The following is a 26498-nucleotide window of genomic DNA, read 5'->3' as shown; positions in this document are numbered from 1 at the left end:
TGCATGGCTTCTCGCACACCAACGCCATGCCAGGCATGTGCGGCTGCGCTACCTGTTCTTCGCTTTGGTCCAGCGCGGCTGCATATCGGCAACGGGCGCCAGCATCATCAGTCCTTCGCCACAGATCACGGCGGTTCCAATCTAAAACATGGTGGTGGCGAGCACTGCGCCACATCTTGACTGAGTCCGTTGCGACCGGCAGAAGGCAAACCATGAGGTAAGGGTTCCGCGCAGACGCACGATTGCTGAAATCTGGATCGGTACTCCGCGTCACCTCGGGCAGTGCCTGGGGGAAATATGGGTCGCGAAGACAAAGGAGTAACCCGCGTGAGACCGCCAGCCCGGCGCTGGAGGTTTCAGTGGCTGAACTTGCAAGGTTGGAAATGTCGTGATGCGCCGCCAGTCACATCCGGTGAAGGCCGAGGATTTCGAGCCGCAGCCGCGCAGGGCAACGGCATTCGGCGCCGACAACGGTGCGCGTGCGCGGAGGTTCTAAGTGGCGGGTTGAACACACTCAAACGATACGCAGCGCAGTCGCTCTGTCCCTGTCGTTGCGGAGGGAAGCAGGCCATCCTCGCGTAGTTCACTGAAACCGTGCGATTGCCCCTGTTCGACAAGGTCGGGACGACACTGACCAGTCGCGGCCATCCTTTACGCCGAGCCAGTTACATCCTGACCGGCACAGGCGTAGCGCTTCCCTATAGTTGAAGTTCCTCAGCTATTGGAATTACATTAACATTACAGAATAGTAATGTGGCGGTAAGGTTGTTGATAGCTCGAACGGCCTAAGATCATCGCATCGTTAGGCCGATAATTGCTCAGTTCGCGCCGGCTGTATGTTGTAAGCGATCTCGCCATTCGCGCGCTAACGTTAACCGATAAGCCCATATGAAATCTTCCCAGTTTGCAGCATTCCCTCTGGTCGTAAGTTTGTTATTGGCCGGCGCTTACACGCCCGCTTATGCAGGCGACACGCCGCTAACGCTATACGCCGCGCAGAAAGTTGCTGTCGATCGGTCCCGCCTCCTCGCGTCAAAGGATTATGCAGCGACAGCGCAGCGAGAAATGGCCGCAGCGGCAGGCCAGCTGCCTGACCCTGTGTTGCGGGTCGGTGTGGAAAACCTTCCTGTAGAAGGACCTGATCGACTTTCCTTGAATCGCGATTCGATGACGATGCGTAGAGTCGGCGTGATGCAAGAGCTACCGCGCGCTGAAAAGCGCCGGTTGCGGTCAGAACGGTTCGAACGCGAAGCTGAAAGGTCACTTGCCGAGAAATCTGCATTGAGTGCCACCGTGGAGCGTGACACCGCCTTGGCGTGGCTCAATCTCTACTATACGCAGCGAATGGCAAGCGTACTGTCAGAGCAGGTTGTACGGACAAAACTGGAGATACACGCTGTAGAGGCTCAGTACCGGTCCGGCCAGGCAAGGCAGGCGGAAGTTCTTGCTGCCCATGCCAGCCTGTCACGGCTCCACGATCGGCAAAGTGACATCGAGCGCCGTGTGCGCGACGCCAGAATCGGCCTGGCACGCTGGGTTGGCGATGCGGCACAGTTGCCGATCGCGGGGGAGCCGAGCATCGATGAAGTTCGCCTTGACCTAACCAACCTCGAACGCGAACTCAACCATCATCCCGAGCTGGCCGTTGCCACGAAACAGGAACAGATTGCGGTTACGGAGGCGAGCTTGGCTCGCGCGGACCGAAAAGCCGATTGGAGCGTCGAGGTCGCTTACCAGCAGCGCGGTTCGTCGTATTCCAACATGGTTTCGGTCGGTGTTTCGGTCCCTTTGCAGTGGAATCGAAAAAACCGGCAGGACCGCGAACTTACCGCCCGGCTGGCTCAGGTAGAAGAAGCAAAGGCAATACGCGATGAAACCCTGCGCCGACATGTAGCAGAGCTCCAAGGCATGGTCAATGAATGGACGTCAAATCGGGAGCGCTACACCAGGTACACACGCGAACTGATTCCCTTTGCCAAGTCGCGAGTTGAGGCAGAGATGGCTTCGTACCGCGGGGGCAAGACAACACAGACGAATGTATTGATGGCGCGGCGCGAGGAAACAGAGGTTCGGTTGCAAGCCCTTGAGCTAGAAATGGAGACTGCGCGGCTGTGGGCGCAAATCAATTTCCTGATCCCTCAATCATCACAGTCGCCCCACCCTTCTGCACCCAATAATCAGGACTACAAATGAAACTTAAACCGAGCGTTATCGGCGTCATCCTTCTGGTCGTGACGGCAGCTGGAGGATACGGTTTGTACCACCTTGGCATGAAAAACGGTATGAACATGGCCGGGCCGGCTGGCGGCCCGCCATCAGCTGCCAAGGCTCAGCCAGGTGGCAATGTCGATCCTGCGACAGGAAGTAAGGTACTGTATTGGCACGACCCGATGGTGCCAGGACAAAAATTTGACAAGCCGGGCAAGTCGCCATTCATGGACATGCAGCTGGTTCCGGTGTATGCCGATGAGGTTAGCGACGACGGCTCTGTATCGATCAGCCCGCGTGTCCAGCAAAATCTGGGCATCCGTGTTGCGGAGGTTACCTCCGAAAGTCTCGCTCCAAAGGTTGAGGCAGTTGGAAGTATTGCATACAACGAGCGCGACGTAGCGCTTGTGCAGGCCCGCGCGGCCGGCTATCTCGAGAAGCTTTTCGTCCGCGCGCCCCTTGATCCGGTAAAGAAGGGACAGGCGCTTGCGGCACTCTATGTGCCGGACTGGATTGCTGCACAGGAGGAGTACCTGGCGGCGAAAAGAATGAGGGGCACGGCTCCCGAAGGACTGGTCGATGCATCCCGTCAAAGGATGCGTTTGGCTGGGATGACCGACGAGCAAATCCGGCTTGTTGCAGCCAGTGGGCGCACACAGCCGCGTGTCACCATCACGGCACCGATCAGCGGAGTGGTATCGGAGTTGACAGCGCGTGAAGGTATGACGGTCGAGTCGGGCGCCCCGCTCTTCAAGCTCAATGGCGTCACGACCGTTTGGGTCAACGCAAACGTACCGGAATCACTCGCAGCGCATGTGCGCCTTGGCAATATGGTCGAAGCAAGGACGACCGCACTGCCTGGAACGGTCCTGAAAGGAAAGGTCAGCGCAATCCTGCCTCAAGTGGACGAGACCACACGCACGCTCAATGCTCGAGTCGAGATTGCCAACCCCGGCAACAACTTAGTTCCGGGCATGTTCGCAACCGTGAACTTCACACCTACCGTGCGTAGTGCAGCTTTGACGGTCCCGTCCGAATCCGTGATCCAGACTGGCAAGCGCAGCGTTGTGATGGTTTTACTCGGAGAGGGAAAGTTTAAACCTGCCGAGGTTGAGGTCGGGATTGAAAGCAACGGGCGGACTGAAATCGTTAAAGGTCTGGAAGCCGGCCAGCAGGTGGTCGTCTCTGGACAATTCCTCATCGATTCGGAGTCCAGTTTGCGGGCGACCGAGACGCGAATGGGCGATGCCGGTCCTTCTACTACGGAGGCGAAGCCCGTGGATGCGACCCATCGTGGCCAAGGCAAGATCGAAAGTGTCGGGAAGGAAGAAATAACGATTTCCCATGGCCCGATCCAAAGTGTGCAGTGGCCCGCAATGACAATGGGATTCAAAGTGCCCCCTGGTACTTCATCGTACCCGGTAGCTGTTGGCGACAACGTCAACTTCCGATTCAAGCAAACGAAGGAAGGCGTCTTCGAGATCGTAGACATCGTAAAAGGAGATCACTCCAGCATGGCCGGGATGAAGGAAGACAAGAAATGATCGCCGCGCTGATTCGCTGGTCTATTGTTAATCGGTTCCTTGTTTTGCTCGCCACTTTGGCGATCACAGGCTGGGGGATCTACGCAGTTCAACAAACGCCACTCGACGCCCTACCGGATTTATCAGACGTCCAGGTGATTATCCGGACGAGCTACCCCGGACAGGCGCCGCAGATTGTCGAGAATCAAGTGACGTATCCGCTGACGACCACAATGCTGTCCGTGCCGGGGGCGAAGACCGTACGTGGCTACTCATTCTTTGGCGACTCCTTCGTCTACATTCTCTTTGAGGATGGCACCGACCCCTATTGGGCCCGCTCCCGTGTCCTTGAGTACCTCAACCAGGTGCAGTCTCGCCTTCCGACCCAGGCAAAGCCTTCCCTCGGGCCGGATGCAAGCGGCGTGGGCTGGGTCTATGAGTACGCGCTGGTTGACCGCAGTGGCAAGATGGACCTTTCACAGCTTCGTGCCTTGCAGGACTGGTTCCTCAAGTATGAGCTAAAGACTGTCGCGAACGTCTCCGAAGTGGCGAGCCTGGGTGGCATGGTCCGGCAATACCAGATCGTGCTCGACCCGGAAAAAATGCGGGCCTATAACATTCCTCACGCGATGGCCATTGAAGCTGTCCAGAACGCGAACCAGGAGGCCGGAGGGTCCGTCCTCGAGCTCGGCGAGGCCGAGTATATGGTCAGGGCAACAGGATATCTGCAGTCGCTCGATGACTTCCGAAAAATTCCGCTCATGACAGCGGCTGGCGGCGTGCCGGTTCGCCTGGGAGACGTTGCGAGGATCCAGGTTGGACCCGAGATGCGGCGAGGTATCGCCGAGCTCAACGGTGAAGGCGAAGTCGCTGGCGGTGTCATCGTGATGCGCTCAGGGAAAAACGCCCTGGAGACGATCGAGGCTGTGAAGGCAAAGCTTCAAGCATTGAAGGCGAGTTTGCCGGCCGGCGTCGAGATCGTGCCGACGTATGACCGGTCCAGTCTGATCACGCGAGCGGTAGCAAACCTGCAGGAAAAGCTCATTGAAGAGTTCGTCGTCGTGGCTGTTGTTTGCGCGATCTTCCTTTTCCATATTCGTTCGGCACTGGTAGCAATTGTTACGCTACCCATCGGCATCCTCATTTCGTTCATCGTGATGCACTATCAAGGTGTCAACGCGAACATCATGTCGCTCGGCGGTATTGCGATTGCCGTGGGCGCGATGGTCGACGCCGCAGTGGTGATGATCGAGAATGCTCACAAGCACCTGGAAGCCTGGAAGCACAAGCACCCAGGAGAAACCTTGCGAGGCGAAGAACGGTGGAAGGTCATCGGCGACGCGTCTGCGGAAGTCGGGCCAGCCCTGTTCTTCTCCCTCTTGATCATCGTCTTGTCCTTTATCCCGGTGTTCACCCTGGAAGCCCAGGAAGGCAGGCTGTTCTCGCCGCTCGCCTTCACGAAGACCTATGCCATGGCTGCCGCCGCGGGACTTGCCGTGACGCTGATCCCTGTCCTTATGGGCTACCTGATCCGTGGGCGCATCCCGGATGAGCAGGAAAACCCGCTTAACAGAGCGCTCATCGCTGTCTACCGCCCGCTACTCGAAGCGGTCTTGAAGCATCCGAAAGCAACATTGGTCGCAGCCGGCGTCGTGGTCGCCATCACGGTCGTGCCCATGACCCGTCTTGGCGGCGAATTCATGCCACCGCTTGACGAAGGGGACTTGCTCTATATGCCGTCTGCACTGCCTGGCCTATCCGCGGGCAAGGTCAGCCAGTTGTTGCAGCAAACGGATCGCCTTATCAAGACGGTGCCGGAAGTCCAAAGCGTGTTCGGTAAAGCGGGACGGGCGGAAACTGCGACCGATCCAGCTCCGCTTGAGATGTTCGAGACCACAATCCAGTTCAAACCGCGCGATCAGTGGCGGCCCGGCATGACCACCGACAAGCTCGTTGAAGAACTCGATCGCATCGTCAAGGTCCCTGGTCTGTCCAACATCTGGGTTCCGCCTATCCGCAATCGCATCGACATGCTTGCTACAGGCATTAAAAGTCCCGTTGGCGTCAAGGTGGCAGGAACTGACCTCAAGATCATCGATCGCCTGGCAGGAGAGATCGAGATGATCGTAAAGGGAGTGCCGGGCGTGTCATCCGCGCTTGCTGAACGGCTCAGTGGTGGGCGCTACATTGATGTCGACATCGACCGGGATGCTGCCGCACGTTACGGACTGAACATCAGCGACGTCCAGAGTGTCGTGTCTGCAGCAGTCGGGGGTGACAACATTGGCGAAACCATCGAAGGACTGCAGCGATTCCCTATCAACCTGCGTTACCCACGTGAGTATCGGGACTCCGTGGAAAAGCTGCGTCAGCTTCCAGTGCTTACCGCACAGGGCGCGCAAATCCGTTTGGGGGACGTAGCAGCCATTCGTATCAACGATGGTCCGCCGATGCTTCGAAGCGAGAACGCGCGCTTGTCGGGATGGATTTATGTCGACATCCGTGGCCGGGACATGAATTCGGTCGTACGAGACATGCAGCGTGCGGTGAACGCGAAGATCAAGCTGCCGGCGGGATATTCGGTGTCCTGGTCCGGTCAGTTCGAGTACATGGAGCGTGCTAGTGCGAAGCTTAAAGTAGTCGTGCCAGCAACCTTGCTGATCATTTTTGTTCTTCTCTACCTGACCTTCAAACGTTTTGATGAGGCGGCGCTAATCATGGCCACGCTGCCGTTCGCACTGGCTGGGGGCATATGGCTGTTGTGGGCGCTCGGACACCATCTGTCCGTTGCAAGCGCTGTCGGGTTCATCGCCCTCGCTGGGGTTGCTGCAGAGTTCGGGGTGATCATGCTCCTTTACCTGAAACATGCTTGGGAAGACCGCCTCGCTGCCGGCAAGTCGTCGGAAGCAGACCTCTTCGATGCAATCCGCGAAGGCGCGGTACTGCGAGTAAGGCCAAAAGCAATGACCGTTGCCGTGATTATCGCAGGGCTCATACCGATCATCATCGCCAGCGGCACCGGGTCGGAAATCATGCAGCGAATCGCCGCCCCAATGGTTGGCGGAATGATCACCGCGCCACTGCTGTCGATGTTTGTTGTCCCAGCAGTCTATCTGCTGATGCGCCGCCGGGAGACCCGTCGCACTGAGCCGAAAGTACACCAACCAGTAACGCCTGTCGCTACACAACAATAGCCCAGGATTCATGGAGTACTACTGGTGGAAATGAGAATGGTGGAGCGTTGCCGACCTGATGCCCCATCACAATGCAGTTAAATCATAAACAGCGAGAACTCGCCATGTTGAACTTTAGGTTCTCGCGCTTACGGCGTTTGGCAGTAACACTTTCGCTTCCTTGAATCTCAATCTTCCAGCATCCAGCCGCTGGACTGGAGCGACACTTATTCCATTAACTTGCGGATTGCCGGATCGACCGGCAAGCGCTTGAACATGACGATATTCGTGCCGCCGGTGTTCCCGACCGGGACGATCCCGATCACCGAACCCAGCGCTTTGAGGGCGATTCGAATGATTTGCCCGACAACCTCCGGGATAGAGCGGCGCCTGCGCCCAGTCGTTCGCCCCCATGGCCTGCGCGAACTCAATCCCGCTGGCTTATCGCTCTTTAGAATAGATCGCTATCCCGCCTCGTGCAGCTCATCAAAATTTGCGACTCAAATGCTTGAGGTAGTTCAACGGTCATGCTGATGAGAAATATTCATTTGCCAGCAAATGCATTTGCTTCCAGTTCACCGACGAGGCCCACGTGAGCGATCGATTTGTAAGCTTCCTGCTGATTTCGCGCTGGGCCGCAGCAATCGTGGCGACCATGTACCACCTCCGCTTCCTGGTGTTCGTGCATTACGACGCCGTGCACTCGAAAACCATTTACACAAAGGGGTTCTATTTCGTCACAGGACTTGGGCACGAGTCGTATGCCGTTTTCTTCATCCTCGACGGCATCCTCGCCGGACTCCTGATGCACCGTCATCGCTCCGGGGCCCTGACCGAACGCGCAGCCGTTGGCCGGCACGCGGGCTCGCTCTACAAGCTTCTCCTGCCTGGCCTGATCGTCGGCGCCACCCTGGATCTCACGGGCGCGCATTTTTTTCTGGGTAGCGGCGTGTACACTGACTTCCCGGAACTGAGCGCGCTGACGCTGAGCTTTTCCGCGCTGCTCGGGAACGCCTTCATGCTGCAACCGTTCATCGTCCCCAGCTTCGGCAGCAACAGCATGCTCTACCTGCCCTCCTACCTGTTCTGGTCGCTCATCCTGCTGGGGGTGTTCATCCGTGCCGGCCTGAGCAAGCCAGGTGGGCGCTATCTGCAGCTCGCGCTGCTGGTGGCGGTGGTGTTCGTGATGCCCTACCCGTTCCTGGTCTGGGCCGCGATCTGGCTGGCTGGCGTCGGCGTCGTCTTCCTCAGCGAATCACTTGGCTACAGGCCGCACCTGCTGGTAGCGGTGCCCTTCTTTGCCGGTAGCCTGGTACTGTCGAGGCTGATGGGCAGCAAGTCGAGCCTGCTGCCCCAGCCATTTGGCGACCTCATCATCCAGTGCGGTTTCGCGCTGGTCGGGCTTGGCTTTGCCGCCATCGCGTGGGCGCTGTATCCAAGGAAAGCACAGGACGGGCTGGCGAACCGGGCGTTTATAGCAAACGAGAGTGCGGACAGCTGGTCCGCACAGACAGCTTCCTTTACGTTTTTCTTCCATTTCCCAGTGATTATGCTGCTTGTCGCAATGGGAACGGAGCTGCTCGGCCAGGCACTGATGCAACAGCCGACACTGGCCACCTATGCCCGTTTTGCCTGCCTGGTCGGCGCCTGCATTGTCACGGCTGCCTTCGTTACCCGCGTGGCCGCAGTAGCGACGAATGTAATAACGGCAAAGCGCCAGGTGAGTGGCTGAGCGGCTGCCATATTCTCCTGCAGCAGCACACCGGGAATCCGATGCGCGGCGAGTGCCAAACCGAGGAATCAGGTATAGAATTCCAGGGCAGGTATCTCGATCCCGCCCACCGGCAAGCCGGGCGCAGGACAAGCGAGCGTGGCGGCATGTGCGCACGCTCAAGCCGATGCCGCACAGGTGCCCGATGCATACCGCCCAAGTCAACCATCGTCGCGCTCCGGCCTTGCGGCCGGACAGTGGCGTGGTTTGCCCCGTTTTCCGTGCGGCCTCGTGCGTGTACCGAAGCATGCGGCTGCCAGCGGGTCGGCCCCCGCCTCCTCTGGCCGGCATCACCGGGAGCGCTGCGACATGAGCGACCCCCCCGACAATCCCGGCCCAGCCACAGCGGCCGACGACATACCCATCCTGCTCGTCAATGACGATCCGGGCGCCCTGTTCGCGCTGCGTACCGTGCTGGCCGACCTCGGCGTCGAGATCGTCACCGCCGCCTCCGGCGAACAAGCCCTGCTGCGCCTGCTGCGACAGGATTTCAGCCTGATCCTCATGGATGTGAAGATGACCGGGCTGGACGGTTTCGAAACCGCGCGCCTGGTCCGCTCCCGGCCGCGCTCGTGCGAAACGCCAATCATCTTCCTTACCTCGCACCGAGCGACCGACCTGGACCGTTCCGAGGGTTGTGCCGTCGGCGCCGCCGACTACCTGTTCATGCCGGTCGCGCCCGAGGTGATCCGCGCCAAGGTGCTATCGTTCACCCACAAGGCCCGCAGCCGGCAGGGCCTGCGCCCGCGCGGGCCCGTGCAGGAGTCCGGGGGCGAGCTGTGGCCGTCGGGCCGGGACACCAGCCTGGAAGACGCGTTCAGTACCGGCGCCGCCAGCCCGACGCCCTGCATTCCCGGCCTGGACCATCCGGACGCGGCGCGCCTGGTGCTCGAGCATGCCGGCGACTATGTCGCACTGCTGTCGGGCAGAGGAGCCTGGCTGTATGCCAGTCCCAGCTACCAGCGTGCCTTCGGCGCCGACATCATGCCGGGCGCCAGCTATTTCGACATCGTTCATCCCGACGACCGCCGCCGCGTGGCCGAGGCGCTCACCCACGCGCCGAGCGACGATGCCCATGTGCGCCTGCAATACCGGATCACGGGACCGACCGAGCGCTACCTGGAGACGGACGCCAACGCCGTACGGACCGCCTCGGGCGAGGTCGGCCAGCTGGTGATCGTCTCGCGCGACGTCACCGAGCGCAAGCAAATGGAGGCCCATGTCGTGCAGCAATCCTTCCACGACAGCCTGACGGGCCTGCCCAACCGCCTGCTGCTGATGGATCGCCTGACCCAGGCCACCGCGCACCGGGAGCGTCCCGACACGCCGCTGGCGGTGCTGTTCATGGACCTCGACCACTTCAAGGAGGTCAACGACACGCTCGGCCATGCCGCGGGCGACCGCCTGCTGCAGGACGTCGCCGAGCGCGTCTCGTCATGCGTGCGCGAAGCCGACACCGTGGCCCGGGTCGGCGGCGACGAGTTCGTGGTGCTGCTGGTCGACCTGCGCGAGCTGGCCGACGCCGCCGTGGTGGCGAACAAGATCATCGCCGCCGTCTCTGCAAGCTGCCAGATCGAGGGCAGCGAGCTGCATGTCACGCCGAGCATCGGCCTGGCCATCTTTCCTTCCGACGGCGCCGACCCCGACACGCTGCTGCGCAATGCCGATGTGGCGATGTACCACGCCAAGCACGACGGCGGCGGGCGCTATGCCTTCTTCGCCGCCGAAATGCAGGAAGCCGCCAGCCGGCGGCTGGCGCTTGGCACCGCCTTGCAGCGCGCCATCCGCGCCGACGAATTCCTGATGTATTACCAGCCCAAGATCTGCACCGCCAGCGGCAGCATCTGCGGCTTCGAGTCGCTGATCCGCTGGCCGCAGGCCGACGGCAGCTGGATCCCGCCGAGCCAGTTCATCCCGGTGGCCGAACAGACCGGGCGCATCGAGCCGATCGGCGCATGGGCGATCCGCCAGGTATCCGCCCAGCTGCACCGCTGGCGCGAACTGGGCATCGACAATATCCCGATCGCAGTCAATGTCTCGGCGCTGCAGTTCCAGCGCGAAAACGTGGCGCGCAGCCTGGCCGATGCCGTCGAAGAGGTGGGCGTGCCCCCTTCCCTGCTCGAAGTCGAGCTGACCGAATCGGGCGTGATGAGCAACCCCTCCCAGGCGATCGCCACCCTGCACGAAATCCATTCGCTTGGCATGACGATCGCGATCGACGATTTCGGCACCGGCTATTCGTCGCTGGCCTACCTCAAGCGCTTCCCGATCGACAAGCTGAAGATCGACGCTTCGTTCGTGCGCGACATGGTGACCGATCCGAACGGCGCGGCGATCGTGCGCGCCATCATCGGCCTGGCCCATGTGCTGAACATGACCGTGATCGCGGAGGGGGTCGAGACGGCCGAGCAGTCGGCCTTCCTCGTTGCCCACGGCTGCGAAGAGCTGCAGGGCTTTTACTTTAGCGATGCAGTGTCGAATGTCGACGCGCTCGCCTTGCTGGGACGCGGTCCCTATACCGTCCCGGGTGCGCCGCCGAGGAGGCCGTCATGACGCAAGAGCAGGCTTTTCCCGAGCGCCGCGCCGATGTGCGCCGCATCGGGCCGCGGCGCGCGCAGGACGCCCTGCCCTGCGAAGCATCCGGCGACAAGGCCTTGCTGCTCGAAACCCTGCTGGCGGTGCGCGCCGGCCGGTTCGACGCGCGCCTGCCGCGCCACTGGCCGGGGCTGGACGGCAAGGTGGCCGATGCCGTCAACGACATCGTCGACAGGTAGCGCGCGAAGTCGGGACCGAAAACACGCTCGGTGGCCAGGCCGAGGTGGCAGGCGTGGCCGGGGTCTGGAAAGACCTGACCGACAACGTCAACCCGATGGCGGGCAACCTGACCGACGGGTGCGCAACATTGCCGAAGTGACCACCGCCGTCGCCCAGGGCAAGCTGTCGCGCAAGATCACGGTCGGGGTGCGCGGAGAGATCCTGCGCCTGAAGGACACCATCAACATCGTCCAGTCTGGATATAAAGACCGCTGAAAGTGAGCACATCGATAAGGGATTCGCCCTCAAATACGGGAGGCCGAACTATTTTCAATTTATTTCTGCATGGAACTTAATGCCGCAAGGAAACCTGTCGCCTTGTACTTGTGAGAGCGAGTGACGCACTCGAAACCGAATTCACGATACCAGGAGCTACCATGCTGAGCCTTCACACCAACAACGCTGCACTGTCCGCACAAAATTCGATCAGCCGCACCCAGAGCTCGCTGTCGACCTCGATGACCCGCCTGTCGACCGGCTACCGCATCAACTCGGCAATGGACGACGCTGCCGGCCTGCAGATCGCATCGCGCCTGAAAGCCCAGACCTCGGGCATGACCGTTGCCATGCGCAACACCCAGAACTCGACCTCGATGCTGCAGACCGCCGAAGGCGCGCTGGACGAAGTCAGCAACATGCTGGTCCGCATGAAAGACCTGGCCACCCAGGCAGCCGATGCTTCGTCGACCGCCGACGACAAGGATGCCATGCAGTCGGAATACGACGCACTGGGCACCGAACTGGGTAACGTGCTCAAGAACACCACCTTCGGCGGCACCAAGCTGCTGGTGGGCGGCACCATCGCTTCGTCGATGACCTTCCAGATCGGCGCATCGTCGAGCGAAACCATGGCCGTCGACTTGACGACCGACGTGGCACAAGTCGTTACCGACGTCAGCGCCGCCACCGCCAACTACTCGACAGCCACCACCGGCGGCGAACTGACCGGCTCGGCCAACGCCACCATCGGCACCCTGGAAACCGCGCTGGCTTCGGTCAACAAGGTCCGTTCGGGCCTGGGCGCTGCCGCCAACCGCCTGGAACACGTGTACAACAACCTGTCGAACATCAGCACCAACAGCAAGGCCGCTGCCGGCCTGATCATGGACGTCGACTTCGCTACCGAAAGCGCCAACATGACCTCGAGCCAGATGCTGCTGCAAGCCGGCACCGCCATGCTGAAGCAGTCGAACAGCATGTCGTCGATGGTCATGTCGCTCCTGCAGTAATCCCCGCCTCTGCCCGGTTCGCCGGGCGGGACGTGAACAAGCCAGCCTCCCGGGGCTGGCTTTTGTCGTTTCGGGCGCCGCATTCAGTAGCTCAGCCTTAATATAAGAATATATTTGGCAAAAGTGCATCCAAATGCGTTCCCGGGGCGTAGAGCTGGTTAGCCCTGTGACTTCCACCCCTACGAAAGGATTTCGACCATGAACGACCAGCTCTTTAGCAAACTCATCATCGCGTCCGCGATAACAGCCGCCCTGGCCGGCTGCGGCAGCAGCGACGATGACGATAGCGCGACCCCGCCTGCAACGACGCCGCCGCCGGCGGTCTCCGTGGGTGACGTGGTCGCCCTCACGGCCAGCAACCGGCTGGTGTCGTTCGACCGCGCCACGCCCGCGACCATCCGCACCACGATGGCCGTGACCGGCCTGCAGTCGGGCGAGAACCTGGTCGGCATCGATTACCGTCCGGCCGACGGCCTCCTGTACGGCGTCGGCAGCAGCGGGCGCCTGTATACGATCGACCCGGCGACCGGCGCGGCCACGCTGAAATCGACCCTGGCCGTCGATGCGACCGATACCACGGCGCCCTTCACCGCCCTGGCCGGCACCGATTTCGGCGTCGACTTCAACCCGGCCGCCGACCGCCTGCGGATCGTGAGCAATACAGGCCAGAGCCTGCGCATCAATGTCGATACCGGCGCCACCACCACCGACGGCAACATCAATGGCGGCGCAGCCAACACCGCGGTGACCGCATCCGCCTATACGAATTCGTTCGCCGGCACGGCTGCGACCACCCTGTATGCCATCGACAGCGCCACCGACACCCTCTACATCCAGAATCCTCCCAACAACGGGACCCTGGCCACCCCGGTCGCCCTCGGTGTCGACGGCGGCGCGGTCAATGGCTTCGACATCGATGGCCGCACCAACATGGGCTTTGCCATCCTGAACGTGGGTGGCGCCCGGACCTTGTATTCGATCAACCTGGCCGCCACCGCGAATGCCGCGACGGCAGTCGGCGCGCTTGCCGTGACCGAAGATATCCGCGGCCTGGCCGCCCGTCCTGTCCTGGGCCCGGTCGTGCTGGGCCTGACCGATACCGGCCGCATGGTGGCCTTCCGTCCGGCCACGCCGAATATCCTCACCCTCGATATCGGGGTGGCCGGACTGAACGCGAACGAAAGCCTTCTCGGTATCGATTTCCGTCCGAAGGACGGGCTGCTGTACGGGATCACGTCCGCCGCGCGCATCGTGACGATCGACGCCGCCACCGGCGTGGCCACGGTCAAGGCCACCCTGGCTGCCGACGCTGCGGACGCGACCAATCCCTACGCCGGCATCGCAGGTACGGCGTTTGCGGTGGACTTCAACCCGGTGGCCGACCGCCTGCGCGTGATCGGCAATACCGGGCAAAGCCTGCGCATCAACGTCGACACCGGCGCGACTACCACCGACGGCGCCATCAACCGCGCCGGTGCGATGCCCATGGTGACGGCCGCTGCCTATACCAATAGCATCCCCGGCGCGACCGCCACCCAGTTGTTCGACATCGATACCGACAGCGACAGCCTGGCGCTGCAGAATCCGCCGAACGACGGGGTGCTGGCCAATGTGGGGCTGCTGGGCGTGGCGGTGGTGGGGGACGCGGGCTTCGACATAGCGGGCGGCGCGAACGGGATTGCACTGGCCGCGCTGCGTACCAGTGCGACCGGACCCTCGTCGCTGTATCGCGTCGACCTGGCCACCGGCGCGGCGACGCTGGCGGCGGGCGCCGCCAATCCGGCGATGTCGGTAGTGGGTAGCAGCCTGGGCCTGCGCGATATCGCGATTTCGCTGCGGTGATCGGCTGGCCTGAAGCCGGTAATTCGTAGGGTGGGCGGGTCTCCCGCCCACGCGGTGATAGTTGATGGCGCCGATCACGCGCTCGGTGATCTTGCCGCTAACTACCACCGCGTGGGCGGCCAAGCCGCCCACCCTACGAAAGCCATTGAGTGACGCTTCAGCGCACGGTCAAATCATCTTCACCGCGCGGCCGATGAACAGGATCGGCCCGGTCGGGCGCCCGATCGGCGAGCCGGCTTCGGGTTCGAGCGTGATCTCGAACAACTGGTTCGGCTGCAGCGGCGGCAAATCGCCCAGCTGCACCTCGACCGCCTTGCCCGGCTGGACCAATCCGAGCGATACCGGCTTGGTCCAGCCGTCCGCCTTGGTCCACAGCTGCAGCGAGCGCGCGGGCGGCACCGCGGTGGAACGCAGCGGCACCAGGCGCAGCTTGCCGGCGTCGCTCGATTGCAGCACCCAGCCGGGCGACAGGTTGTCCGGCGCGGCGAGCACCACCATGTAGCGCGGCGCCGGGGCGCCAGGTTCCTGCACGGTGATCACCGCCATGGCGGCAGCGGCCGCGAAACCGGCGGCAGCCAACCCGCGCCACAGTCCCAGCCTGTCCCACCAGCTGGCACCTCCACGCACGGCCACGGACTGGCTGCGCGCGCCGATCGACCCGGCGATGCGGCCCCACAGCTGGGGCGAAGGTTCGACCGGTTCGGCCAGGCGGGTCAGGGGCAGCAGCCGGGCTTCCCATTGCGCCACGGCGGTGCGCAGTGCCGGGTCCGCCGGCAGCGCCGCTTCGAGTTCGCGCCGGGCGGCCACCGGCAGGGTGCCGAGCACATATTCCCCGGCCAGGTCGTGCGGATCTTTGTGGTCGGCCCTCATCCCATGCACTCCCGTAAGGCAGTCAAACCGCGCCTGATCCAGGTCTTGACCGTGCCGAGCGGCGAATTCAGGCGTTCCGCGATCTCGCTGTGCGAGCAGCCGTCGACATAGGCGTACAGGATGCTGTTACGTTTGACGACGTCGAGCCCGACCAGGCAATCGTGCAGGCGGCCAAGGTCCTGGTGCAACTCGAACGCGTCCGCCATGCCGGCGTCGGCAGCCGCGGCCGCACCGAGGTCGTCGAGCAGTTCTTCGTCGACGCCGATCTCGCGCTCGCCGCTGCGCACCAGGCTCAGGGCCTGGTTACGCACCACGCTGTAGATCCATCCGCGCCCGGCCCCGCGCGCCGGGTCGAAGCTGCCCGCCCTGGTCCAGATATTCAGGAAGGCGTCGTGCAGCACGTCTTCGGCAATCTGGCGGTGGCGCACGATGCGCAGGGCGACGCCGAGCAGGCTGCGGCTGTCGCGGTCATAGATACGGCGCAGCGCGCCCTGGTCGCCGCGCGCGCAGGCTGCCAGCGCCCCATCGTAGTCAAAACCTTCGCTTGCGATCATGCCGGACGCCCTGTGCCCATGTACTCACCCTCACCGCTGATTTGTTGCAAGTATAGTAAGCCAAACGCGCGGAAAATCGTTAAATTTCCTCATTATTCAGGCTATAGGAATATTCTCGCATGCAGCCTGCCGGTTGCGCTTGGCGAAAATGCCATTTTCCTTTATACATAGCCGGTTTCGTTCCAATAAATCGTTAACCACGCCGTCGACGCACCGCATGAATTTCCAGCCTCCTTCCCTGCGCCTCGGCGCGAACACCGTCGTCAGCGCCACCTGCATCATCGCCCTGCTCCATTTCGGCCGCGAAGTCCTGGAACCACTGGCCCTCGCGCTGATCCTGAGCCTGGTGCTGGCGCCGCTGGTGCGCAGCGTGACCCGGATCGGGCTGGCGCGCATGCCGGCGGTGCTGCTGTCGGTCGCGCTGGTGTCGACCTTCCTCACCGGCGTCGGCGCGGTGCTGGCGACCCAGCTGGTGACCATCACGCGCGACCTGCCCCAATACCGCAGCGCGATCCGCACCAAGGTCGCCAAGGTGCGCGAGGTCGTGGAGCGCCCGATCTCGCGCATCGAAGCCGAACTGAGCGCCGTGGCCCCCAGTGGGACGGTCGAGCCCGTCAGGCCGCGCCGGGGTGGCGTCAACCTGGCGGTGACGGCAGCCAACACCGCCACCAGCGCCCCGGTGCCGGTCGAAGTGCGCACCCCGCGCACCATGAAGGATACGCTGGGCCGCATCGTCGGCCTGGTCTGGGGCCCGATCGGCGAGGCCGGCGTGGTGCTGATCCTGCTGGTGTTCATCCTGCTTGAACAGGGTTCGCTGCGCGACCGCCTGGTGCGCCTGGCCGGCCAGGCCGAAGTCAGCCGCACCATCCGCACCCTCGGCGACGCCGCCCAGGGCGTGTCGCGCTTCTTCTTTTCGCAGTTCATCGTGAACGCCACCTTCGGCGCTGCCATCGGCCTGTCGCTGTGGCTCGTCGGCGTGCCCCACGCCGTGCTGTGGGGCGTCCTGAGCGGCGTGCTGCGCTTCGTGCCCTACCTTGGCGTGCTGCTGGCCGGCGCCATCATCGCCGTGTTCGTGGCCGCGATCGACCCCGGCTGGTCGCTGGCGGTGACCTGCATGGCGATGTTCCTGGCCTTCGAGGTGGTGCTGGCCAATTTCATCGAGCCCAAGGTGTATGGCCACAGTTCGGGCCTGTCGCCGCTGGCGGTAATCGTCTCGGCGCTGTTCTGGGGCGCGCTGTGGGGCCCGGTCGGCTTGCTGCTGTCGACCCCGCTGACCCTGTGCCTGGTGGTGGCCGGGCGCCACGTGCGGGCGCTGGCGCCAATCACCATCCTGCTGGGCGACGCGCCCAACATGTCGGACGCCGAACGTTTCCACCAGCGCGTGCTGGCCGGCGAAGCCGACGAGCTGACCAAGGACGCGCAAGCCTATGTGCGGCGCTTCAGCTTTGCGCGCTATTGCGACCACGTGCTGCTGCCTGGCCTGCGCATGGCGGTGTCGGACCTCGGCGCCGGCACCATCGACAAGCTCCAGCAGGACCGCATGCGCGCGGTGATCGCGAATATCGCCGAAACCGTGGCCTCGGCCTCGGAATCCGGCTCGCGCACGCGCCGCAAGGCCGTCCCCCTGCTGGACGCGAACATCGGCGCCCACCTGCGCCAGATGCGCGAAGCCCGTTTCGGGCGCTGGCAGGGCTCGCTCGACGTGCCGAGCGGTTCGATCGTGCTGTGCGCCGGGCTGCCGTCCGAACGCGACGAATTCCTGACCGAACTGCTGGTGCGCGCCCTGCGCGAGGCCGAAGTCGACGCCCGCAGCATCGTGGCTGGCGCCCCTCAGGAGCGGCCCGAACCCGCGCACCCGGGACTGGTGTCGACTGTCTTCATCACCTATCCGCGCCAGGACAATATCGAGGAATGGCTACTTGCCGTCGCCGAGCTGCGTGCGGACCTGCCGGAAGCGCTGATGGTGACGGTGCTGCTCCCCTATGACGAGCAGCTGCCGAAACGCGCCCTGGTGGAGGAGCACGTCGACATGATCCTGCGCTCCTTCGAGGAAGGCCTGGCCTTCGTGGCGCCGGACCGCGCCGCGCAGGCGAACGGCGCCCCGGCGCGCATGCGCGCCGCATAAGGGGGCTAGACAGACCTTGCCCCGGGTTTGCCCCCCGGTTTCGTTGTTTTTCCAGCGCAAGCCAACCAAAAAGTCGGCCTAGTTTGAGCCGGTATTGACGATTTCCAGAATTTCGCACGTAAAATGCTTTCCCAGTGGCATTAACATTTCTCATGGCGGAATATGAAATCGGTACAACAAGAAGTCGACGAGCGCAGCAACCTCACTGGCACCAACAAATTCGAGCTCCTGCTGTTCCGCCTCGGCGGCGACGAACAGGGCGAGCGCAGCGAGCTGTTCGGCATTAACGTATTCAAGATCCGCGAGATCGTCGCCATGCCGGCCATCACCGCCGTCGCCGGCGCGATGCCGCACGTGCTGGGCGTGGTCAACCTGCGCGGCCAGATCATCCAGGTGCTGGACCTGCCGGCGATTGCCGGTGTCAAGCCGAAGACCGGCCTGAACATCATGCTGGTCACGGAATTCGCGCGCACAACCCAGGCCTTCGCGGTCGAGAGTGTCGAAGAAATCGTCCGCCTCGACTGGAGCCAGGTGATGTCGGCCGAGCGCTGCTCGGGTAGCGGGATGGTGACCAGCATCGCCCGCCTCCCGGTCGAGGACGGCCAGGAAGGCCGCCTGGCCCAGGTGCTCGACGTCGAGACCATCCTGCGCGACATGAACCCCGACTCCGGTCCGGAAATCACCCAGCAGACCGTCGGCGCGAAAATCCAGATCAAGCCGGGTTCGGTGGTGCTGGCGGCAGACGATTCCGTGGTGGCGCGCGCCCTGATCGAAGAGGGCCTGAAGGCCATGGGCCTGCCCTACATCATGACCAAGAGCGGCAAGGAAGCCTGGGACCAGCTCAACGCCATCGCCACGGCCGCCGAGGCCGAAGGCAAGACCGTGCACGACAAGGTTGCGCTGGTGCTGACCGACCTGGAGATGCCTGAAATGGATGGCTTCACCCTGACCCGCAACATCAAGAAGACCGGCCGTTTCGGCGGCATCCCGGTGGTGATCCACTCCTCGCTGTCGGGCACCACCAACGAAGAGCACGTCAAGAACGTCCAGGCCGACGCCTATGTCGCCAAGTTCTCGGCGGAAGAGCTGGCGACTACCCTGCGCCGCCTGCTGCGCCAGTAATTGCCCAAGTCCTGGTTTTTGTTCCACCTTAATTCAAGGGCGGCCCGCACGAAAATGCGCGTCGCCCTTATGTCAACTGCATAAGCCGCACATACGTTGTGTTGTAACAAACGCTAACAGAATCGTCCCGTGCGCCGCGTGTGTGGTTGTACTATAGGCAACAAGCCGGTATGTAATCGGGGTGCCGGCCAGGCAGAGGCATCCCCTCTGCCGACCTGATTACGCAGGATGTGCGTGCCTTACGCGACGAAACTCGCCTTGCCGAGAGTATGCCTATGCCGCAACGACGAAGAGATGAACATACTGCTGTAACTGCCGAGTACGCCTTTTTTCTGGCGGAAACCCGGGGGCTTCGCTTTGCGCTCGATTACCTGGACAACTGCCACATCCCTCGCGACATCCTCATCCGCGCCATCGAAGAACCCACCCAGCGCCGCCGCATGGAGCGGCGCCGCAATCCGCGCAACGACTGATCCGCCATCGACGGCGCTGCGTGCTGCCGAGCCATTTCCACATTCCCCAGTAAGGCGCGCCACCGCGGCGCGCGGTGTGTTAATTTGCGCGTGATGGGGAGTTGGCCATGCAGCGCGTTTACCGTTGGCAGTCCGACGACGGCGTCGGGCTCGAGCACCTGAGCTTGCAGCACCGTGACGACATCATCGTCGCGGAGGGCATCGTCATCGGCACCGATGATAGCGGGCCCTTCGGCTGCAGCTACCGCATCTGCTGCGACGGGCGCTGGCGTGTACGCGCGGTCGAGGTGCATGCCGCCGGCGGCGAGTCCTGCGTGCTCACCACCGACGGCAGCGGCGTCTGGCGCGACGGCGACGGCGCGGCCATGCCTGAGCTTTCCGGCTGCATCGACGTCGACATCTCCGCCACGCCCTTCACCAATACCCTCCCCATCCGCCGCCTCGGCGAACACCTGCACCAGCGCACCGGCCTTGCGGTCGTCTATATTCCCGTGCCGACCCTCGACCTGGCGCGTGCCGAGCAGGCGTATACCCGGCTGGCCGACCACCGCTACCTGTATGAAGGGCCGATCGGCAGCTTCCAGGCCGAGCTCGAAGTCGATCCCGATGGGCTGGTGGTGCATTACCCGGCACTGTTCAGGCGCCTGCCCTGCCGCTAGGCTTTCCTGCGCGGGGCCACCTGCAGGGAATGACTTGGCGTGCCGGAATGGCTATAATTTCGGTCTTCGCACCGAGGATCCCGCCATGTCTTTGTTAGCGCACCAGCTTGAACTCCTGTCCCCCGCCAAGACCGCCGAGATCGGCCGCGAGGCCATTCTCCACGGCGCCGACGCCGTGTACATTGGCGGCCCCGCCTTCGGTGCGCGCCACAATGCGAGCAATCCTTTGGCAGACATTGCGGGCCTCGTCGAGTTTGCCCACCGCTACCGCTCGCGCATCTTCGTTACCATGAACACGATCATGCATGACAGCGAACTCGAGCTGGCGCGCAAGCAGATCTGGGACTTGTACAGCGCCGGCGTCGATGCGCTGATCGTCCAGGACATGGGCCTGCTCGAACTCGATCTGCCGCCGATCCAGCTGCATGCCAGCACCCAGTGCGACATCCGCACCGTCGAAAAAGCCAAGTTCCTCGGCGACGTCGGTTTTTCGCAGCTGGTACTGGCGCGCGAACTCACCGTCGAGCAGATCCGTAAAATTGCGGCAGAGGTCGACACGCCGCTCGAATACTTCGTGCACGGCGCCCTCTGCGTGGCATTCTCGGGCCAGTGCTTCATTTCGCATGCCGACACCGGCCGCAGCGCCAACCGCGGCGACTGCTCGCAGGCCTGCCGCCTGCCCTATACCCTGAGCGACGGCGCAGGCCGCGTGGTGGCCTACGAAAAGCACCTGCTGTCCATGAAGGACAACGACCAGAGCCGCAACCTGGAAGCCCTGGTCGACGCCGGCATCCGCTCGTTCAAGATCGAGGGCCGCTACAAGGACATGGGCTATGTCAAGAACATCACGGCCCATTACCGCCTGCTGCTCGACGAACTGCTCGAGCGCCGCCCGGAATTTGTACGCGCCGCCAGCGGCACGACGCGCGTGCTGTTCACACCCGACGTCGACAAGAATTTTCACCGCGGCCATACCGATTACTTTGCGCTGGGCCGGCAAGACGACATCGGCGCCTTCGATTCGCCGAAATACATCGGGGTCGAACTCGGCACGGTCACGCGCATCGGCCCGGACTTCATCGACCTGGCCACCAATGCACCGATGGCCAACGGCGACGGCCTGAACTACATGCACAAGCGCGAGACGGTCGGCATCCAGGCCAACAAGGCCGAGAAGCTGGGTGAAGACGAGAATGGCCAGCGCTGGCGCGTGTACCCGAACGAGGTCCTGGACAGCCTGGCTGGCCTGAAGGTCGGGACCAGCATCCACCGCAACCGCGACCACCACTGGGAATCGGCGCTCAACAAGAAATCGTCCGAGCGCAAGGTGCGCGTCGACCTGACGCTGAGCGAGCAGCCGGGCGGCCTGCGCCTGGCGGTGCGCGACGAAGACGGCATCGAAACAGTGCTGGACGCGCCGGTCGCGCTGCAGCCGGCCCAGCAGGCGGCCCAGGCCGAGGCGGCGCTGCGCACCAACCTGGCGAAGCTGGGCAACACGATGTTCGAAGCAGGCACGGTCGACCTGGAACTGTCGCAGCCCTGGTTCGTGGCAGCGAGCGCGATCAACGCCCTGCGCCGCGACGCGATCGCCGCGCACGAAGCCGCGCGCCTGGCCAGTTGGGAGCGGCCGCAGCGCAAGCCCAAGGCTGAGCCGCCGGCGATTTACCCGGACCAGCAGCTGAGCTACCTGGCCAACGTCTACAACGAAAAGGCGCGCGCCTTCTACCACAAGCACGGCGTACAGCTGATCGATGCGGCCTACGAGTCGCACGAAGAGCCGGGCGAAGTGTCGCTGATGATCACGAAGCACTGCCTGCGTTTCTCGTTCAACCTCTGCCCGAAGCAGGCCAAGGGCGTGACAGGCGTGCAGGGCCAGGTCCGCGCGGAGCCAATGACCCTGGTGAACGGCAACGAGCGCTACACGCTGCGCTTCGACTGCAAGCCCTGCGAGATGCATGTGGTCGGGGCCATGAAGCAGAACATCTTGCAGTCGCCGCCGCCTTCGGCCGTGCCGTATAGTCCGCTGACCTTTCATCGGCAGCGTCCACGGGCCTGATTTTGTAGGGTGGTCGGCTGTGCCGACCGCGCGTTCAATCCGAATATGAACAGGTCCAGCGTCCATTCAAACACCGGTTGAACGCGCGGGCGGGAGACCCGCCCACCCTACGAAAAAAACGCCGCCGGGTTTCCCCGGCGGCGTTTGCATTTCTGACTCGTAAATCGCTTAGTCGACGGTCGCGCCGCTGTCCTTCACGACTTTCGACCAGCGCACCGATTCGGCCTGCACGAACTTGCCGAAGTTCTCGGGCGATTCGCCGACGAAGTCGGAACCGGTATCGGCCAGCACCTTCTGGAACTCGGGGCCCTTCATGACCTTGATGGCTTCGGCATTGATCTTGGCGACCACGGCCTTCGGCGTCTTGGCCGGGGCGAACATGCCGTACCAGGCGTAGGATTCGATCCCCGCCAGGCCAGCTTCGGCGAAGGTCGGCACGTCCGGCAGCAGCGGCGAGCGCTTGGCGCCCGAGATCGCGATCGCCTTGACCTTGCCGCTCTTAATGTGCGGCATGATCGCGATGGTGCTGTCGAACATGATCGGGATATGGCCGCCCAGCAGGTCTGAAATCGCCGGCGCCGAGCCCTTGTACGGCACGTGGGTCATCTGCAGTTTGGCCACGCTCGCGAACAGTTCGCTGGTGAGGTGCTGCGGAGTACCGTTGCCGGAGGAGCCGAACGAGAACTGGCCTTTCTTCGACTGGATGTGGGCCATCAGCTCCTTCAGGTTCTTGGCCGGCACGCCCGGGTGGGCGACCAGCACGAGTGGTACGCGCAGCAAGTTGGTCACCGGCGCCAGGTCCTTGAGCGGATCGAAGTTCATGTTCTTGTACAGGCTCGGGTTGATCACGATCGGCGCGCTCGAGGTGATCAGGAGGGTCTTGCCGTCGCCCTGGGCACGCGTGACTGCGGCCGTACCGATATTACCGCCGCCACCGGCGCGGTTGTCGATCACGAAGGTCTGGCCCAGCGCCTGGGTCAGGCCCTTGGCCATCGGACGGGCAGCGATGTCCGAAGGGCCGCCTGGCGGCCACGGGACTACCACCGTCACCGTCGCATCCGGCCAGTTTTGCGCCAGTGCGCCCAATGAAATGACCGACGCCGTCACAGCGAACGCGAGTTTCTTACCGGTGCCGAAAAATAAACGCATAGTCCCCATCCTTCTATTGATGAATTGGCATGAGCAGCTAGTGTAGCGCATTCACGGCGCAGTAACACGGGCTCTTGCGCAGTGCTCGGCAGGAGCCTAAGGACAGCCTGATGGTATTTACAACAGAAACTGATGAATTCAACAAAGGAATATAGATTTGCTATCAGAAATAGTTTACTCTGTAGGACGTATCCTACTTCTGCTTCCCCATGAATCGCTGCTACCCGTACACCCGCCGCCTCGTGAAACGCGCTCGCTTGCAAAAGCGCGCCGCGGCAGCGGTAATGCTCGGCCTGGCCGGATGTACGCTTGGGATTGCATTGACGTGGTCGCCCGACCCGGTGGCCGCTGCCCTGCCCGGCAGCCCGGCCTTGCTGGCCCTCGCCTCGCCCGCGGTATTGGAGCGCATGGCCGGCCAGGCGCCGCGGCGCATTTATCCCTATTCGATCGTGCCGGGCGGCGTGGCCGGCCAGGCCGAATTGAAGCGCATCATCCGTACCGACAAGGTGGTCGCCGAACACTACGCCACCTTCAATGTCGACAAGGCGCACCCCGTCACCGTCAGCAAGCCACGCGCGGTGCACGTGTCCTACCGCAAGGGCGACAAGGTGTACTGGACGGCAAAGAAAGTCATGCTGGCGGAAGGCGAAACGCTGCTATCCGACGGCAGCAATGAAATGCGCGCGCGCTGCGCCAACCGGATCTCTGACGTCGCCCAATTTCCGGTCGAAGCGCAGGAGCCGAGCGCCGAGGTGCTCGATTCGGTGGTCGACGAAGAAGCCTATGGCCTGGCAGGCGACAAGGACGATGCGGCATTCGAGCTGGTCAACGGCGCCATCCCGCGCCATACCGGGCGCGGCATGCAGGCGCCGTTGTCCAGCTACGGTGGCGGCGGACGGATCGCCGAAGCTTCCGCAATGCCGTCATCCGTGGCAAGCAGGGCCGGCATGGAGAACACGGCCCTGTCGCAGTTCGGTTCGTCGAGCAGCCTGGAATCGATCCCGCGTTCCGGCGCGACGGCGCCCGTCAAGCCGGGGTCGCCCCCGCCGACGCTGGAAGTGTCGCCGGAGACGCCTAAGGACACCAAGCCTGCCGATGTGACCGGCGCCCTGCCGGGCGTAACACCGCTTCCCGTAGCCACCGACCCGAGCACGGGCACGACGGACGGCGGCAAGGGCAACACGCTGCCGGTGCCTGCCACGCCGCCGGTCACGGCCAATCAGCCCCCGGCTGGTGGCGGGACCGAAGGCAGGCCCTTGGCGCCCCTTCCCGGGGAAGCCGGACCGAAGCCCGGCCCTTTCATCCCCGAGCCGACCCTGCTGCCACCCGCACCGCCTGCCGGCACCGGCGAGGAAAAGCCGGACACCGCAGAGGTGCCGGAGCCAGCCTCTGTCTGGCTGATCGGCGCGGCGCTGGCGGGCATGGCGCTGCTGCGCCGCCGTCGACGCTGAACGGCAGACCCGCTTACGCCGGGATCGCCAGCCCGGCGATGACGGCGGGACGCTGGCGGAAGGCCTCCAGCGCGGCCAGCACCTGCGGGAAATCCTTGATGCCGACGATCTCGCCGGCGTCGTAGAAGCCCACCAGGTTGTTCACCCAGGGGAAGATCGCGATATCGGCGATCGTGTACTCGTCCCCTGCCACCCACCGGTGCTTCGCCAGCTGCCCTTCGAGCACGGCGAGCAGGCGCTTGGTTTCGGCCACGTAGCGGTCGCGCGGGCGCTTGTCGTCGTAATCCTTGCCCGCGAACTTGTGGAAGAAGCCGAGCTGGCCGAACATCGGGCCGATGCCGCCCATCTGGAACATCACCCACTGGATCGCCTGATAGCGCAGCGCCGGATCGGCTGGCAGGAACTTGCCGGTCTTCTCGGCCAGGTAGATCAGGATCGCGCCGGACTCGAACAGCGCGAGCGGCTTGCCTCCCGGCCCGTTGGGATCGATGATGGACGGGATCTTGTTGTTCGGGTTGAGCGACAGGTAAGCCGGCGAGGTCTGGTCGTTGGTCTCGAAGCTCACCTTGTGCGGCTCGTAGGGCAAGCCGGTTTCCTCCAGCATGATCGAGACCTTGACGCCGTTCGGCGTCGGCAGCGAATACAGCTGGAGGCGGTCCGGATGCTGGGCGCGCCACTTGGTGCTGACGGGAAATGCAGAGAGATCGGTCATGGCGCTTGTCGGGTTGATAGTGGACCGCCAACGATAGCAAACTTCCCGCCGGCCCGCCGGAGGCCACCCGGTTCAGCTGGCCGGCTTCAGCCGAACAGCTTGTTCGCCGTGCGCGCGATCAGCTCGCCCTGGTGGCGTGCGCCGCCCAGTTCCAGCTCGCTCGGCTGGCGTTCGCCCTTGCCGCCGGCAATGGTCGAGGCGCCGTAAGGGCTGCCCCCGACGATTTCGTCGAGCGTCATCTGGGCCTGGTAGCTGTAGGGCAGCCCCACCACCGTCATCCCGAAGTGCAGCAAATTCGTGATGATGGAAAACAGCGTGGTTTCCTGGCCGCCGTGCTGGGTCGCGGTGGAGGTAAAGGCGCCGCCGACCTTGCCGTTGAGCGCGCCGCGCGCCCAGAGGCCGCCGGTCTGGTCTAGGAAGGCCGCCATCTGGCCCGGCATGCGGCCATAGCGGGTCGGCGCGCCGATGATGATGGCGTCGTAGTCGGCCAGTTCGTTGGGGGTGGCGACCGGCGCATCCTGCTGCAGCTTGAAATGCGCGTTCTTGGCGACCTCTTCCGGCACCGTTTCCGGCACCCGCTTCAGGTCCACCGTGGCGCCGGTGGCGCGTGCGCCTTCGGCGACCGCCTTGGCCATGGTTTCGATGTGACCATAGGTCGAGTAGTACAGCACCAGAACTTTCGACATTGCCTTCCTCCCTCAGTTGGATGAACCTCGTTCAAATACCGCGAACTGGCATTGTGGTCGGAATCGGGATTTCGTGACGGG

At 63.3% G+C, this 26498-nt stretch carries 20 protein-coding genes and 1 pseudogene; 15 read left to right on the top strand and 6 right to left on the bottom strand.

Annotated elements, in window-relative coordinates:
* Positions 1 to 888: 888 nt before the first annotated feature.
* From HGB41_RS00190 to HGB41_RS00180, 3 genes are read left to right on the top strand one after another with little or no spacing between them, the layout of a single operon-like run.
* A complete protein-coding gene (locus tag HGB41_RS00190; RefSeq protein ID WP_171079854.1) occupies positions 889 to 2193 on the top strand; it encodes a TolC family protein in 1305 nt (434 codons plus the stop codon).
* Entirely contained in the window at positions 2190 to 3752 is a 1563-nt protein-coding gene (locus HGB41_RS00185; RefSeq protein ID WP_171079852.1) for an efflux RND transporter periplasmic adaptor subunit, read from the top strand. Before HGB41_RS00190 ends, HGB41_RS00185 begins: the two co-directional genes overlap by 4 nt.
* Positions 3749 to 6925, top strand: coding sequence for an efflux RND transporter permease subunit (locus HGB41_RS00180; protein ID WP_171079850.1), 3177 nt, complete (start codon positions 3749 to 3751; stop codon positions 6923 to 6925). Before HGB41_RS00185 ends, HGB41_RS00180 begins: the two co-directional genes overlap by 4 nt.
* 206 nt (positions 6926 to 7131) lie before the next feature.
* Here the strand turns inward: HGB41_RS00180 and HGB41_RS23900 are convergent, their stop codons facing one another.
* Positions 7132 to 7335 (bottom strand): DUF3703 domain-containing protein, encoded by a 204-nt coding sequence (locus tag HGB41_RS23900; protein ID WP_171079848.1) that lies wholly within the window; start codon positions 7333 to 7335, stop codon positions 7132 to 7134.
* A gap of 161 nt (positions 7336 to 7496) precedes the next feature.
* Here HGB41_RS23900 and HGB41_RS00170 point away from each other — a divergent pair, with 161 nt between their 5' ends.
* From HGB41_RS00170 to HGB41_RS00150, 6 genes and pseudogenes are all read left to right on the top strand, one after another.
* On the top strand, positions 7497 to 8636 hold the full coding sequence (locus HGB41_RS00170; RefSeq protein WP_171079845.1) for a hypothetical protein: 1140 nt from the start codon (positions 7497 to 7499) through the stop codon (positions 8634 to 8636).
* Positions 8637 to 8984: 348 nt separating this feature from the next.
* Complete coding sequence (locus HGB41_RS00165; RefSeq protein ID WP_171079842.1) at positions 8985 to 11228, top strand: two-component system response regulator; 2244 nt, start codon at positions 8985 to 8987, stop codon at positions 11226 to 11228.
* Positions 11225 to 11449 (top strand): hypothetical protein, encoded by a 225-nt coding sequence (locus HGB41_RS23895; RefSeq protein ID WP_371868453.1) that lies wholly within the window; start codon positions 11225 to 11227, stop codon positions 11447 to 11449. Before HGB41_RS00165 ends, HGB41_RS23895 begins: the two co-directional genes overlap by 4 nt.
* Positions 11443 to 11681: pseudogene (locus HGB41_RS23890) on the top strand (HAMP domain-containing protein); the annotation flags it as partial. The gene HGB41_RS23895 and the pseudogene HGB41_RS23890, both read left to right, overlap by 7 nt.
* Before the next feature lie 185 nt (positions 11682 to 11866).
* A complete protein-coding gene (locus HGB41_RS00155) occupies positions 11867 to 12718 on the top strand; it encodes a flagellin N-terminal helical domain-containing protein (protein ID WP_171079839.1) in 852 nt (283 codons plus the stop codon).
* 198 nt (positions 12719 to 12916) lie between these two features.
* Positions 12917 to 14560, top strand: coding sequence for a DUF4394 domain-containing protein (locus tag HGB41_RS00150; RefSeq protein WP_171079836.1), 1644 nt, complete (start codon positions 12917 to 12919; stop codon positions 14558 to 14560).
* Between the two features lie 168 nt (positions 14561 to 14728).
* Here the strand turns inward: HGB41_RS00150 and HGB41_RS00145 are convergent, their stop codons facing one another.
* Positions 14729 to 15430 (bottom strand): anti-sigma factor, encoded by a 702-nt coding sequence (locus HGB41_RS00145; RefSeq protein WP_171079832.1) that lies wholly within the window; start codon positions 15428 to 15430, stop codon positions 14729 to 14731.
* Positions 15427 to 15984 carry a sigma-70 family RNA polymerase sigma factor gene (locus HGB41_RS00140; protein WP_171079829.1) on the bottom strand — a complete coding sequence of 186 codons (558 nt, stop codon included), beginning with the start codon at positions 15982 to 15984 and terminating at the stop codon, positions 15427 to 15429. Before HGB41_RS00140 ends, HGB41_RS00145 begins: the two co-directional genes overlap by 4 nt.
* A 217-nt stretch (positions 15985 to 16201) precedes the next feature.
* Between HGB41_RS00140 and HGB41_RS00135 the strand changes: the two genes are divergently transcribed.
* The 5 genes from HGB41_RS00135 (at position 16202) to HGB41_RS00115 (ending at position 22419) form a co-directional block, all read left to right on the top strand.
* Positions 16202 to 18109, top strand: coding sequence for an AI-2E family transporter (locus tag HGB41_RS00135; RefSeq protein ID WP_171079827.1), 1908 nt, complete (start codon positions 16202 to 16204; stop codon positions 18107 to 18109).
* Positions 18110 to 18271: 162 nt separating this feature from the next.
* Positions 18272 to 19231 carry a chemotaxis protein gene (locus tag HGB41_RS00130; protein WP_171079825.1) on the top strand — a complete coding sequence of 320 codons (960 nt, stop codon included), beginning with the start codon at positions 18272 to 18274 and terminating at the stop codon, positions 19229 to 19231.
* Between the two features lie 275 nt (positions 19232 to 19506).
* A complete protein-coding gene (locus tag HGB41_RS00125; protein ID WP_171079823.1) occupies positions 19507 to 19704 on the top strand; it encodes a hypothetical protein in 198 nt (65 codons plus the stop codon).
* A gap of 107 nt (positions 19705 to 19811) precedes the next feature.
* On the top strand, positions 19812 to 20363 hold the full coding sequence (locus tag HGB41_RS00120) for a putative glycolipid-binding domain-containing protein (RefSeq protein ID WP_171079821.1): 552 nt from the start codon (positions 19812 to 19814) through the stop codon (positions 20361 to 20363).
* A gap of 85 nt (positions 20364 to 20448) precedes the next feature.
* Positions 20449 to 22419: a peptidase U32 family protein gene (locus HGB41_RS00115; protein WP_171079818.1), complete on the top strand. Its 1971-nt coding sequence runs from the start codon at positions 20449 to 20451 to the stop codon at positions 22417 to 22419.
* 168 nt (positions 22420 to 22587) lie between these two features.
* On the opposite strand, the gene HGB41_RS00110 is transcribed toward HGB41_RS00115, so the two are convergent.
* Positions 22588 to 23568 (bottom strand): Bug family tripartite tricarboxylate transporter substrate binding protein, encoded by a 981-nt coding sequence (locus HGB41_RS00110; RefSeq protein WP_171079815.1) that lies wholly within the window; start codon positions 23566 to 23568, stop codon positions 22588 to 22590.
* Between the two features lie 257 nt (positions 23569 to 23825).
* Between HGB41_RS00110 and HGB41_RS00105 the strand changes: the two genes are divergently transcribed.
* Positions 23826 to 25019 carry a VPLPA-CTERM sorting domain-containing protein gene (locus HGB41_RS00105; RefSeq protein WP_171079813.1) on the top strand — a complete coding sequence of 398 codons (1194 nt, stop codon included), beginning with the start codon at positions 23826 to 23828 and terminating at the stop codon, positions 25017 to 25019.
* Between the two features lie 13 nt (positions 25020 to 25032).
* Here HGB41_RS00105 and HGB41_RS00100 read toward each other — a convergent pair whose 3' ends face one another.
* Both HGB41_RS00100 and wrbA read right to left on the bottom strand, forming a co-directional pair.
* Positions 25033 to 25731 (bottom strand): glutathione S-transferase N-terminal domain-containing protein, encoded by a 699-nt coding sequence (locus tag HGB41_RS00100; RefSeq protein WP_171079804.1) that lies wholly within the window; start codon positions 25729 to 25731, stop codon positions 25033 to 25035.
* A gap of 86 nt (positions 25732 to 25817) precedes the next feature.
* Complete coding sequence (gene wrbA, locus HGB41_RS00095) at positions 25818 to 26417, bottom strand: NAD(P)H:quinone oxidoreductase (RefSeq protein WP_171079801.1); 600 nt, start codon at positions 26415 to 26417, stop codon at positions 25818 to 25820.
* Positions 26418 to 26498 lie beyond the last annotated feature (81 nt).

The sequence above is a fragment of the Telluria aromaticivorans genome (genome assembly GCF_013003915.1).
Lineage (GTDB): Bacteria > Pseudomonadota > Gammaproteobacteria > Burkholderiales > Burkholderiaceae_D > Telluria > Telluria aromaticivorans.
Note: the sequence above shows the minus strand (reverse complement) of the source record. Positions and strands in the feature narration are given on the sequence as shown.